12 protein-coding genes are annotated in these 12533 nt (G+C 66.6%); 5 read left to right on the forward strand and 7 right to left on the reverse strand.

Annotated features, from left to right (window positions below; translation table 11 throughout):
- Positions 1–88: 88 nt before the first annotated feature.
- The 5 genes from PV772_RS06125 to PV772_RS06145 are packed head-to-tail and all read left to right on the forward strand — an operon-like array spanning position 89 to position 4813.
- Complete coding sequence (locus tag PV772_RS06125) at positions 89–871, forward strand: ABC transporter ATP-binding protein (protein ID WP_347885642.1); 783 nt, start codon at positions 89–91, stop codon at positions 869–871.
- On the forward strand, positions 858–1568 hold the full coding sequence (locus PV772_RS06130) for an ABC transporter ATP-binding protein (RefSeq protein WP_347885643.1): 711 nt from the start codon (positions 858–860) through the stop codon (positions 1566–1568). Before PV772_RS06125 ends, PV772_RS06130 begins: the two co-directional genes overlap by 14 nt.
- A gap of 4 nt (positions 1569–1572) precedes the next feature.
- Positions 1573–2454 (forward strand): branched-chain amino acid ABC transporter permease, encoded by an 882-nt coding sequence (locus PV772_RS06135; protein WP_347885644.1) that lies wholly within the window; start codon positions 1573–1575, stop codon positions 2452–2454.
- Positions 2454–3557 (forward strand): branched-chain amino acid ABC transporter permease, encoded by a 1104-nt coding sequence (locus tag PV772_RS06140; RefSeq protein WP_347885645.1) that lies wholly within the window; start codon positions 2454–2456, stop codon positions 3555–3557. The genes PV772_RS06135 and PV772_RS06140 overlap by 1 nt, the downstream gene beginning before the upstream one ends.
- 2 nt (positions 3558–3559) lie before the next feature.
- Positions 3560–4813 (forward strand): ABC transporter substrate-binding protein, encoded by a 1254-nt coding sequence (locus PV772_RS06145; RefSeq protein WP_141158877.1) that lies wholly within the window; start codon positions 3560–3562, stop codon positions 4811–4813.
- Between the two features lie 15 nt (positions 4814–4828).
- On the opposite strand, the gene PV772_RS06150 is transcribed toward PV772_RS06145, so the two are convergent.
- From PV772_RS06150 to PV772_RS06180, 7 genes are all read right to left on the reverse strand, one after another.
- Positions 4829–5449 (reverse strand): PadR family transcriptional regulator, encoded by a 621-nt coding sequence (locus tag PV772_RS06150; protein WP_347885646.1) that lies wholly within the window; start codon positions 5447–5449, stop codon positions 4829–4831.
- A 69-nt stretch (positions 5450–5518) separates the two neighbouring features.
- On the reverse strand, positions 5519–6931 hold the full coding sequence (locus PV772_RS06155; protein WP_141182802.1) for an aminomethyltransferase family protein: 1413 nt from the start codon (positions 6929–6931) through the stop codon (positions 5519–5521).
- Positions 6932–6969: 38 nt separating this feature from the next.
- Entirely contained in the window at positions 6970–7842 is an 873-nt protein-coding gene (gene purU, locus PV772_RS06160; protein ID WP_347885647.1) for a formyltetrahydrofolate deformylase, read from the reverse strand.
- An 11-nt stretch (positions 7843–7853) separates the two neighbouring features.
- The gene (locus PV772_RS06165; RefSeq protein ID WP_347885648.1) at positions 7854–8747 is read right to left on the reverse strand and encodes a methylenetetrahydrofolate reductase; all 894 of its coding nucleotides are present in this window, start codon (positions 8745–8747) and stop codon (positions 7854–7856) included.
- 123 nt (positions 8748–8870) lie between these two features.
- Complete coding sequence (locus PV772_RS06170; protein ID WP_347885649.1) at positions 8871–10361, reverse strand: aldehyde dehydrogenase family protein; 1491 nt, start codon at positions 10359–10361, stop codon at positions 8871–8873.
- 46 nt (positions 10362–10407) lie between these two features.
- Complete coding sequence (locus tag PV772_RS06175; protein WP_307361088.1) at positions 10408–11373, reverse strand: VOC family protein; 966 nt, start codon at positions 11371–11373, stop codon at positions 10408–10410.
- 37 nt (positions 11374–11410) lie between these two features.
- Complete coding sequence (locus tag PV772_RS06180) at positions 11411–12502, reverse strand: 4-oxalomesaconate tautomerase (RefSeq protein WP_347885650.1); 1092 nt, start codon at positions 12500–12502, stop codon at positions 11411–11413.
- Positions 12503–12533 lie beyond the last annotated feature (31 nt).

Raw genomic sequence — 12533 nt, forward strand, 5'->3', positions numbered from 1 at the left:
AATTTCGTCCGCGATCCGTAGCGTCGGTTTCGTGCAGTGGTGATCAACTGCATCCATTCCTAGCGATGATGCAACAGGAAGGTACAGGGTGGCCGCGAGCCTGAGCCTCAAGGACGTCAGCCTGCACTTCGGCGGGGTCAAGGTGCTGCAGGACGTCAGTTTCGACGTCGAGCCCGGCGTGATCTTCGGCCTGGTGGGCCCGAACGGTGCCGGCAAGACATCCCTGTTCAATTGCATCAGCGGCCACTACAAGCCCAGTTCCGGTTCTATTTCCATCGACGGGACCGAGGTGTCCGGTAGTGCCCCGTCCCGGATGGCACGCCTTGGACTTGCCCGCACCTTCCAGCACCCGGCGCTCCAGCTGAACGCCACAGTCCTGCAGAACGTGCTCCTCGGGGGCCACACGCGGCTGCCAGGCGGCCCGGTCTCGTGGGCGCTGCGGATGCCGTACACCGTCCGCGCCGAGCGCGCCGTCCGCGCCGAGGCACTCGACCTCCTGGCCAACGCCGGGCTGGGATGGGCGGCGGACGTGCCTGCGGACGAACTGTCCCACGGGCTCCACAAGGGCATCGAGCTGTGGCGGGCGCTGCTTTCCCGGCCCACGTTGCTCCTTCTCGATGAACCGGCAGCCGGCCTGTCGCATGGGGAGGTTGAACAGCTCATCGCCACCGTGAAGCGCCTCCGCGCCGAGCAGGACCTCACCATCATCATCGTGGAGCACCACATGGGACTCATTTCTGCTCTAACGGACCAGGTGGTGGTCCTGGACCACGGGCGGAAGCTGATGTCGGGAACCGCGGCGGAAGCCCAGTCCGATCCCCGCGTCATTGAGGCCTACATCGGAAAGGACGCCGCGGATGACGCTGCTTGAACTGACCGGCGTCACAGCGTCCTACGGCCCCGTGCAGGTCCTGGAGGGGGTCTCCCTCAGCGTCCCGGAGGGCGGATCCGTGGGTATCCTGGGCGCGAACGGGGCGGGCAAAACCACCACGCTCCGGGCCATCAGCGGCAGCGTCCGGACCGGCGGCAGCATCCGGTTCGATGGCCGGGACATCAGGGGCCTCCGGCCGGACCAGGTGGCAGCACTGGGCATAGCACACGTACCTGAAGGGCGGGGCACCCTGGGCCAGCTGAGCGTGCGGGAGAACCTGATGGTGGGCTCCTACCTGCGCAAGGACCGGAAGGCCATCGCCGGTGACATCGACTACTGCCTGGACCTGTTTCCGCAACTGCAGGACAGGGTTGGCTTCCGGGCAGCAGCGCTTTCGGGCGGCGAACAACAAATGCTCGCGGTTGGCCGCGCCTTCATGGCCAAACCCAAACTGTTGCTCCTGGACGAAGCCTCGCTGGGGCTGGCACCGAGCACCGCCACAACGGTGTACCAGGCCATCCGGCGGCTACGGCTCGAATCCGGGATCGCGATGCTGGTGGTGGAACAGAATGCAAACCTCGCATTCTCCCTCGTGGACACCGCTACCGTCCTGGAAACGGGCCGGAACGTCCTCACCGGAACCTCTGCCGAACTCAAGGGCATGGACGAAATCCGCCGCGCCTACCTGGGGGGCTGACCGAATGGGAACCTTCATCCAACTCGTCGTCGACGGCCTGGCCACCGGCGCCATCTACGCGGCCCTGGCCCTGGCAATCGTGCTGGTGAACCAGGCCACCGGCCTGATCAACTTCGCGCAGGGCGGCATGGCGGTGCTGTCCGCCTACCTCGCCTACGCGTTCGTGCAGCTCGGCCTGCCGCTCATCCTGGCCATCATCATTGCCATTGTCCTGTCCTTCCTCTTCGGCGCACTGGTGGAACGTTTCCTGATCCGGCGGTTTGAACGGGGAGATCCGGACACCGCAGTGGTGGTGACCATCGGCCTGCTCACCCTGGTCACCGGTATCTGCGCGGTCCTGTGGGGCTACAACAACCTGGGGTTCCCGTCGCTCTTCCCGCTGACCAGCGTTGAAATCCTCGGGGCCGTCGTCAGCGTCAGGTCCCTTGCCACCGCCGTGACCATCGTTGTGATCATGGTGGTCCTGCAACTGCTCTTCCTGCGCACCAAGCTGGGACTGGCCCTCCGCGCCGTTGCCGACAACCCGGCGTCGGCCGCTTTTTCGGGCCTGCCGGTGGGCCGCCTGCTCATGGTGGGCTGGGGACTCGCTGCCACCCTGGGGGCGATTGCCGGCGTCCTGGTTGCTCCGCAGCTGACGTTGACGCCCGGCATGCTGGACACCGCCCTCGTTTACGCGCTCGCCGCCGTGATCCTCGGCGGCCTGACCAGTCCCATCGGCTGCGTGGTGGCGGCATCCGCAATCGGTGTCCTGGAAAACCTGGTGGCCGTCTACGTTCCCCTCATCGGCCACGACCTCAAAATCGCCGTGCCCTTCGCGCTGATCTTCGTCATCCTCATCGTCCGTCCCCAAGGCCTGTTCGGCAGGAAGGTCGTGGTGAGGGTCTGATGAATGCCGCTGCCGCCACTGCACGCAGGCCATGGGTCCGGATACTCCTCGCCGCCCTCGCGGCCATTGTGCTGATCGTGGCCCCTCTGGCCCTGCCGCCCTTTGCGAACCAGACGCTGGTCCGCATCGGTGTCTATGCGGTGGCGGTGCTCGGGCTGAACATCGTCATGGGCTACACCGGCCAGGTCAACCTCGGGCAGATCTTCTTCGTGGGGCTGGGAGCCTATGTCACCGCCTACGGCGTCAACCACGGCTGGAACATCCTGCTGGTGTTCGTCGCGGCCTGCGCCGTGGCCGGTGTGGTGGGGCTGCTGGTGGCCCTCGCGGCCGCACGCCTGGGCGGCCTGGCGATCGCGATGGTCACCATCGCCCTCCCCATCGTCGGGGTACCCCTGGCCAAGCGCCTCTCCGAATTCACCGGCGGCTCGCAGGGGATCTCCGCACGGTTCACGGACGCCCCCGACTGGTCCGGGCTGGACAACGACCAGTGGCAGTTCTACATCGTCCTGGTGGTGGCAGCCGCGGCCTTCCTGCTGGCGCGGAGCCTGGTCCGGGGCAAGTACGGGCGGGCGTTCGCGGCGGTCCGGGAGAACGAGGCTGTTGCGGCCTCCATGGGCATTTCCCCCTACCGGACCAAGGTGCTCGCCTTTACCATCGCCTCCATCTTCGGCGGGGCCAGCGGCTTCCTGTACCTCGCCGCCGTGCAGTACACGTCGCCTGAGACGCTCAGTTTTGGCCACTCCATCAGCCTCCTGGCTGCCATGGTCATCGGCGGCGCGGGCAGCATCGCCGGGTCCCTCCTTGGCGGTGCCTACTACGTCTTCGTCCCACAGCTGACCAACGCCATCGATCCCAACCTCACCACCGTCAGCCAGGGCGCCATCCTTCTCGCGGTGCTGTTCCTGCTGCCCGGCGGCCTGGTGAGCGTGCCCCGGGTGGTGCGGCGGCTGACCCGCCGGACCGGTGCCGGCCGCTCCACGGGCCGCCGGTCTGCCGCCGGCCCGGTTCGGGAGACTTCCCAGCAGACCGCTCCAGCGCACCGCCCGGTTCCGGACGATGCGCTGGAGGGACATGAACAAACAGAGAGGCAAGATGGACCATGAACATGAGAAAGAAGCCCGGCGGGGTACTTGGCATCGTTGCCGTAACAGCCGCCCTCGCGCTCTCCCTGTCCGGCTGCAGGGGCGATAGCGGCGGCCAGGGCGGCGGCGGTTCTGCGTCCTCTCCCGGGATAACGGACTCGGCGATCACGCTTGGCATCACCACCCCCCTTAGCGGCGCCACCGCAGGGCCGGGCAAGTGCACCGTGGCCGGCGTCTCGGCCTACTTCGGTGCCGCGAACGCCGCCGGCGGCGTGAAGTTTGGCGACGGCAAGACGCGAACCGTGAACATCAAGTCCTACGACGACGCCTACGATCCGCAAAAGTCGCTGGCCAACTTCCAGCAGATGGTGTCGGACAACGTCTTTGCTGCCACCGCCGGCCTGGGCACCCCCACCAACCGTGCTTTCCGCGACGCCGCGATCAGCCAGAAAGTCCCGCAGGTGCTGGTGATGACCGGTGACCCGCTCTTCAGCGACCGGAAGCAGAGCCCGTGGCAATTGGGCTTCGTGCCCATCTACCAGAATGAGGGGGGCGCCTTCGGCAAGCTCCTGGCGAAGTCGGGCGCGCAGCACAAGGTGGCCATCCTGTCGCAGAACGATGACTACGGCAAGGGCTACGTTGCCGGCTTCAAGGAAGCCATCCAGGGAGCATCCAACATCTCGGTGGTGGGGGAGCAGACTTACGAGGCCACCGACACATCCGTTGATGCCCAGCTCACCCAGCTGGCCTCCTCCGGAGCGGACGTCTTCTTCAACGCCATGTCCATCACGCCGCTGACCATCGCCGCGCTGCAGAAGGCGCAGCAGATCGGCTGGAAGCCCAGCTGGTTCCTGCCCTCCAATACGTCCAGCCCCACTGCGATCCTTGAGCCCGGCGGCGCTGCCGCCTACCCCGGCATCTACTCGGTGTCCTTTGCCAAGGCACCGCAGAGCCCCGCGTTCGCCAAGGACCCCGACGTCGTGAAATTCCTTGACGAACTCAAGAAGTACGGGAACTACCCGGATATGCCGGCCTTCCCGCACTGCATGTGGAGCTACATGGTGGGCGCCACCCTTGAGAAGGCGTTCCAGAACATGAAGGAACCCACCCGGGACAGCTTCATGACGGCGCTGCGGGACATCAAGGACCTGAAGGCGCCGCTGATGCTGGAAGGTACGTCGGTCAACACCACGGTGGACGGCCAGCCGGCCGTGTCCTCGGTGGTGGTGCAGAAGTACAACGGCAAGGGCTACGCAACGGCCGAGAACTTTGGCTGACCAGGGCGGTATCCGCTAGGCGCGGGCGGCGCTCGGCTCCGGCCGGGCGCCGCCCCCGGACTCGAGGGTGTCCACCAGTTCCAGCCCGCGCCGGGCCCACGCGATCTCCACATGGGCCCGGTCCACCAGGCCCTCGTAGGTAAACCGCTTAAAGGCGATGGTTCGTTCACGGTCGGCCGGATCCGTCACGGCCAGGCGGCGCACCAGCATTGGGTTGTCCACCTGGTCGATGCGCTGGAGTTCACCCTCCCACTGGGCGAGTTCGGACTCCCACTGGCCCATATGCCGGCGGAAGAACGCCCGCGCGGCCTCCGGTGACGCTGCTTCAAGGTAGGCGGCCCGCAGGTGGGCGGGGTCGCGGACCCGGGCGTACTCCAAGGGGGTCTGCATCCAGTCAAGGAAGGCCTGGTTTCCGGTATCCGTCACGTGGTACAGCCGCCGCGTGGCGCGCTGGCCCCGGGGCTGCTCCTCACCTTCGATGAGGTTTTCCGCCTCCATCTTGCGCAGCTCAGGGTAGATCTGCGAGTCGGGGGCGTGCCACACGTGGCCTACCGACATGGAGAACTGCTTTTGCAGTTCATAGCCTGACAGCGGGCCCACGCGCAGCAGCGCAAGCAGCGCGTACCGAAGGCTCATGCGGTACTCCTCCAAGGGCTCAAGGAAGGTGCGGGGGCGCACGCGCCCCCGCACTCCGGGGTCCCCAGCCTAGGCCGACTGGTAGTTCGTCCGCCACCCGCCGTGGTAGGTGGCGCGGGCCACGGTGGAGTAGGGCACGGGGCTGACCACCGCACGCACCTCGGTCTGCACATGGGGTTCGACGGCGGCTTTGGCAGTGCCGCCGTTGGGCTCACCCCATACGACCTTCAGTTCCGTGCCTTCGGGAACGTTGGGATCAATCGTTGCAAGCGAGAGGGCGCGGCGTTCGTTGGCGCTGTAGCCGGTGAACATCGAGTAGCCCACCACGGTTCCGTCGGCGTCCACCACAGAGTCGTAGTTGGCCGAGCCGTAGTTTGCCAGGGGCAGGTCGAAGAACTTGTAGCTGGGTCCGTCCACATCGAACAGCGACGCGAAGATGGAGGTGACATCTTCGGCGTCCCAGGCCAGGGTGACTTTCCTGCGCTGGGCGGCGGGGTCGATTTTCTGGAGCGCGTCCCGGCCGATGAAGTCGTGGTCGAACTTCACGAATGAGCCGTAGCCCAGCTCCCACGGGGTCAGGTAGTAGTCCTCGATGTTCCCGGACACGAAGGATCCTGCCAGGGTCCCGGTTGCTTCGTAGCCATCTGCCGGCAGCCATTCACGGTAGCCGCGCTCTGCTTCGCCGGTGTAGATGGCTGGAAGGGGAGAGGGGATCCAGCCCGATTCGAGGGTGTTGGACGGGTACGCCCGGGAACCGACGGGGACCAGTCCGAACTCGGCTCCGGCGTCCACGATCGCATCGCGGATGCGGTCATGGTCCGCGTACGGTCCCCACACCTCCAGTCCCGGCGCGCCGGCCATGCCGTGGCGCAGCGTGCGGACCGTGGTGCCGGCAATTGTCATGGTGGACATGTTGAAGAACTTGAGCTGCTCCAGGGCTCCGCCATTGAGTTTTTCGATCACCTGCCAGGCGTTGGGTCCCTGGATCTGGAAGCGGTAGTACTGGCGGGTCACCGGGTGGCCGTAGGGCCGCGACGGGGAGCGCCGGTCCACGGTGATGTCCAGGTCCCGGTAACCGCCCGTTTCGCCGTGGTAGAGCAGCCAGTTGGCCGCCGGCGAGCGGCCCACGTACACGTACTCGTCGTCCGCCTCGTGGAAGAGGATGCCGTCGCCGATCACGTGCCCGGACTCTGTGGTGGGCACATACTGCTTGGCTTTGTTCACCGGGAAGGTGGCGGTGGAGTTGATGGCGGTCGCCGTGATCAGCTTGATGGCGTCCGGGCCCTTCAGGAACAGGTTGTCCATGTGGTGGGACTGGTCGTACAGCACGGCCGTCTGACGCCACGCGGTCTGCTCCTTGATCCAGTTCTGGAAGTCGGCCGGCACCACCGGGTAGATGTAGGAGCCGATCTGGGAGTTGCGGAGGAGATCCACGGCCCCTTTCGACGCGTCGAGGACTTCCTGCAGGTTTTTCGGTGCCACGTTGAACCTCTTGTTCTGTATCGGATTGTTGGTGGGTCTCAGAAGACGATGGTCTGGTTGCCGTGCCGGATGACCCGGTCTTCGGCATGCCACTGGACGGCGCGGGAGAGCACCGCGCGTTCCACGTAGGCGCCCCGCGCCTGCAGGTCCTGCGCCGAGTGGGCGTGTGTCACGCGGGCCACATCCTGTTCGATGATGGGCCCCTCGTCCAGGTCCTTGGTCACGTAGTGCGAGGTGGCGCCAATCAGCTTGACGCCCCGGTCCTTCGCCTTGCGGTAGGGGGCGGCGCCCACAAACGCGGGCAGGAAGGAATGGTGGATGTTGATCAGCGGTACGCCAACCGCGTCCAGGAATCCGGGGGACAGGATCTGCATGTACCGGGCCAGCACCACGAAGTCCACGTTCCCTTCCAGCAGCTTCAGGATCTGGGCTTCGGCCGCGCCCTTGTCCGGACCGGCGGAAGGGACGTGGAAGAACGGGACACCAAAGGACCGCACGTCCTCCGCCGTGTTGGTATGGTTTGAGATCACCATGGGGATGGTCACCGGCAGTTCGCCCCTCCGGTGCCGCCACAGGAGTTCGAGCAGGCAGTGGTCTGAGGTGGAGACCAGGATGGCCATGCGTTTGGGGATGGAGCGGTCGGTCAGCGTCCAGGTCAGCCCCAGGGGCGTGAGCGTCCGGGCGAGGTCGGCCTCGATCCCGGGCATGGCGGCGGACAGGTCCGGCCGGTTGAAGACCACACGCTGGAAAAAATCACCCGACGAAGGATCACTGGAGTATTGGTCCAGGGACACGATGTTTCCCCTGTTGCGGGTCACCAGGGCGGCTACGGCAGCCACGATGCCCGGCTGGTCCGGCCCGTGGACGATCAGGCAGGACTGGTCCTTGCGGGATTCGGTGTGCAGGACCATGGCTTGCCGCCCTAGCCCTCTTCGGTGAAGTGCCGGACCCAGTTGGCCGTGGCCAGCAGGCCGCCAAAAGTGTAGAAGTGAAGCCCTACCTGCGCCGGACGCTGGTGGTCCTGCCGCGGTGCATGGTCGGCCAGTACGGCGGCCAGATCGTTGACGAACCGGTCCGGGCCGGCGTCGCCCATCAGGTTGGTCAGCGAGAAGCCGTATTTCTTCACGATCATGGCGTTGGCTCCCACGCCGAAGCGCCGAGCGAAACCGAGGAGCCGCTTGACTCCGGCCGGGCCGGGCGTGCCTACGCGGATGGGATCCTGGATGCCCCTGGCCCGGACCTCGTCGATCCACGCGGCAACCGGCGCCGTGTCGAAGGCGAACTGCGTGATGATGGAGGCCTTAAGCCCCTGCGCGGCGAGGGCTGCGGACTTGTCCGCCAGGGCACGCCAGAGATCTTCCTTGCGGATGTCCGGATGGCCTTCCGGATACCCGCCGATTCCCACCTCCCGAACCCCGTACTGCTGCAGGAGCCCGGTGTTGACCAGTGCCAGGGAGTCTCTGTATGGGCCCTCCGGTTCTGCGGGGTCGCCGCCCACCACGAAAAGATGCTCGGCGGCGCCCACCTCCTGGAGCCGCCCAAGGAACTTCTCAAAGTCGCCCTTCGACTTCAGCCGGCGCGCCGAAACGTGCGGCACCGGGATGAACCCCAGGTCCCGGGCGGCCTTGGCAGCGGCCACCCGCATCTCCAGGTCCTCGTTGCCGAGGAAGGTGACGTTGATGCGGGTGCCCGGCGGAATGCCGTCCTTTGCCTCGATGAGGGCAGGAATGTCCTTGCCGGTCATCTCCAGCGAGAAGTTCTTGATGAGTTCCAGGGATGCTGCCCGGTTGGGGGCGGGCATGGTTCGAGTCGCCATCAGGTCATCCTTTCGGCGGGTGCAGCGGTGCACCCGCTTCCAAGATTACCTATGAGCATAGGTAATGTCGATAGCTATTCGGGGATTGCTGATCCCTTCTTGCTTGCCGGCCGTCCGCAGGCCCTACCCTTCGGCTGCGCCCGGTTCGAGATGGGCGATGGCGCGGGTGTCCTGGAAGGCCCGGACCCCTTCGATGCCCTGTTCCCGGCCCATGCCGGACTGCTTCATGCCGCCGAAAGGTGCGCGCAGGTCCAGGCGGGTTGCGCCGTGGTCGTTCACCCAGACGTAGCCGCAGACCAGCCTGCCGCCCACGCGGTCGGCCGCTGCCGGGTCGGCGGTCCACACCGAACCGCACAGGCCCGCCCAGGAGGCGTTCGCCGCTTCCACCGCCTCGTCCTCCGTGTCGAACGGGATCAGGGGGATCACGGGCCCGAACTGTTCCTGGGTGACAACCCGCAGCGAGGGGTCCGGATCGATGACCAATGCCGGGCGCAGGAAGTTCCCGCCGTGCAGTTCAGGGTCCGAGGGAAGGGTGCCGAACTCCCTGACATCGGCGCCCGCTTCCTTGGCCTCCTCGATGAGTTCGGCCACGAAGGCTTTCTGCACGGGGGAGTGCAGCGGACCCATGGTGGTCCCGTCGTCGAGCCCGTAGCCGATGACCGCCTTTCCAAGCCGCTGCGAGAGCCCGTCCACCACCTCGTCCAGGCGCGAACGGTGCACGTAGACCCGCTTTGCGTTCATGCAGATCTGGCCGGTGGTGTCGAAGATGGCGGCATAGAGCCGGTCCAGGTGGGTGTCGTCAAGGACCGCGTCCTGGAGGATGACGGCGGCGTCGTTCCCGCCGAGTTCAAGCGTCACGCGGGTGAGGGACTTCGCGGCCATTTCCATGATGCGCTTGCCGCCGCCCACGCTTCCCGTGAAGCAGACCTTGGCAATGTCCGGGCTGGTGATGAGTTCGGCCATGTCCGCGTCCTTGCCGGTCACCACGTTCAGCACCCCTGGCGGAAGCTTTTCGGCAATCCGCTGGACCACGCGCGTGGTTGCCAGCGGCGCGGTGGGCGGCGGCTTAACGATTGCCGTGTTCCCTGCCAGCAGTGCGTGCGGCAGCGAGGCCGCGAGGATGGCAATGGGCCAGTTGAAGGGCACGATGACCGTCACCACGCCCAGGGGCTGGAAGGTGACAGACGTGGAGACGGGAATGCCGGGCGCGGGCGGCAGCGTCTTGGCGGTGTCGACGTCGGGAGCCAGTTCCAGCGCGAGGTTCCACCTGATCTCGAACACCAGCGAGTCCACCCAGGCTTCCATGCGGATCTTGCCGTTTTCCTGCGAAAGGATGGCGGCATCCTCATCGCGGAAGTCCGCAATGCCTTCCAGCGCCTGCCGCATCCGGTCCGCTCGCTCCTGAGCCCCCAGGGCAGCCCATCCGGGGAAGGCCGCCTTTGCCGCGGCGATGGCATCCTGGACGTCGGACGGCCCGGCGGCCGCGGCGTGGCCCACCACTCTGCCGGGCTTGCCGGGATCGGCAATCTCCATGGTGGCGGCGGCCTGGCGCTCGGTGCCTCCGATGAAGAGGCCGGTGGTCACCGGGGCCGACGTGTCCACTGTGTTGGTCATGATGATGCACCTCTCTGTGCGGTACTGCCGGGATCCTTTAATTTTCTCACTGGCTGACGTTCGGCGTTCCGTGCGTATGGAACGTCTCGATGGTTTTCATGCCCCAGGCCTGCCCTTTGCGGCGCTCCTCCTGGCTCCACTCGACCACGGGCGAGTCCGGGTCCAGCAGCAGGCGGGCGCCGGCGTTGGCCAGTTCGATCCGGTTGCCGCCGGGCTCCCAGACATACAGGAAGAACGTCTGGTTGATGGCGTGCTTATGCGGTCCGGACTCGATGTGGATGCCGTTTTCAAGGAAGATGTCCGCGGCCTTCAGGATGTCCTCGCGGGTATCGGGGGCGAACGCCACGTGGTGGAGCCGGTTGCCGTGCTTGAGCCAGTCGTCGGAATACACGATGTCGTAGGACTTGTTGTTGAAGTGGAACCACCAGGCGGCGTATCCGCCGTCGTCGAGCCGGATGCGCTCACTCTCCCGCCCGCACAGCGCCTGGGCCACGAACTCCCCGTTGGCCACCACGTCCTTGGCCAGGAAATTGATGTGGTCCAGCCGCCGGGCGTTGACTCCCCGGCCGGGGAAGGCCGAGGCCTGGTTCTTCAGGGCGGGTTTGTCGTCCGTGGCCACGTACCGTTCGGTTTCGTAATAGATGCCCAAGAGGTGCCCGTCGGGGTCCCGGAAGGAATAGGTGGGCCCGGTTCCCACTTCACCGTCTTCCCAGCCGATGCCCAGGCCGGTGGCTTCGATGGCGGCGACCCGGCGCTCCAGTGCCTCCTGGCTGGTGGCCCGGAAGGTGGTTCGCCCGACACCGGCATCGGCCGAGGCGGTGAGTTTGACGGTGTAGAGCTGGTATTCGTCCCAGGTGCGAAGGTAGGCGGACTTCGTGCCGGCGCTGCTGGTCTCCGCCACGACGCGCATGGCGAGCAGGTCGCGGAAGAACCACAGGCTTTCCTCGAAGACGGGGGTCAGCAGTTCCACGTTTCCCAGGTGGGCGACGTCGAACGAGGTATACCCGGTCATGAAGCTGTCCTCTCTAAAGGGGGTCGTTGTGCAGGCGTCAGGGGCGCGGGAAAACGCGTCCATCGAAAATCTTCCGTGCCGTCCTGAGGGCGGTTGAGCGGGTCACGGTGTAGCCGTCCGGGGTGGCCTCGATGGACACCTCGACGTCGAAGTGCCCGCTGGGGTGTTCCACCCGGAAGGGTTCTCCCGGTGAAGGAAGGACGCCCAGGCCGTGGCCCACCGATCCTTCGGCCAGTACTCCGGCCGCCACGGTGAGTGCTCCCAGCACGCCGATGGAGGTGTGGACCCGGACGGGAAGGAAGCTGCGGGTGGCGATGGCACCCCCCTCCCGCGGCGGCGCCAGCAGCACCAGCTTGGGCACGGTGGCAGCGCTGACATCGCCCATGCCCATCAGGTCCGCCGCGGCGAGGCGGAGCCCGGCCAACCGTTGTGCCAGGCCTGCATTGGCCTCAAGGTCTGCGGGGGCCTCGTCCCCGGCGACGCCCAGGTCGGCGGCGCGCATCAGGACGGTGGGCATTCCGTTGTCAACGCACGTGAGGTCCACCCCGTCCGCGCGGTCCATGACGTGGCCTGTGGGAAACAGGGCACCGGTCGAAGATCCCGCGGTGCCTTCGAAATTGAGCCGGATGGCTGCCGCCGTACCTGGAACCCCGTCGATGGCCACCGCCCCGCCTGCCGCCGGGCCGCCGTCGTAATCCACCACCCCGCCGGGGGTGGCAAACCGCGCCGTGGCCATGCTGCCCGTGTTCAGCATCCGGATGCGCACCTCGGTCTGGCCGTCGGCCGGCTGCACCAGGCCCCGCTCCACGGCGAAGGGCCCGACGGCCGCAAGGATGTTCCCGCAGTTCTGCCGGCTGCTGACCAGTGCGGTGTCCACGGCGACCTGGAGGAACAGGTAGTCCACGTCCGCGCCGGCGTCCGGAGACGGCGAGATGACGGCAACCTTGCTGGTCAAGGGGTGCGCCCCACCCAGTCCGTCCACCTGGCGGGGATCAGGCGAGCCCATGATCCGCAACAGCAGGTCGTCGCGTTCTGCGGGGTCGGCAGGCAGGTCCGAGGCCAAAAACAACGCACCCTTGGAGGTCCCGCCCCGCATGAGGAGGCAGGGGATCCCCTCTGTACCCGGCATGTGCACCCTCGCGTTCCACGGCGGGCATGGT

This window comes from Pseudarthrobacter sp. CC12 (genome assembly GCF_039907755.1).
Classification (GTDB): domain Bacteria; phylum Actinomycetota; class Actinomycetes; order Actinomycetales; family Micrococcaceae; genus Arthrobacter; species Arthrobacter niigatensis.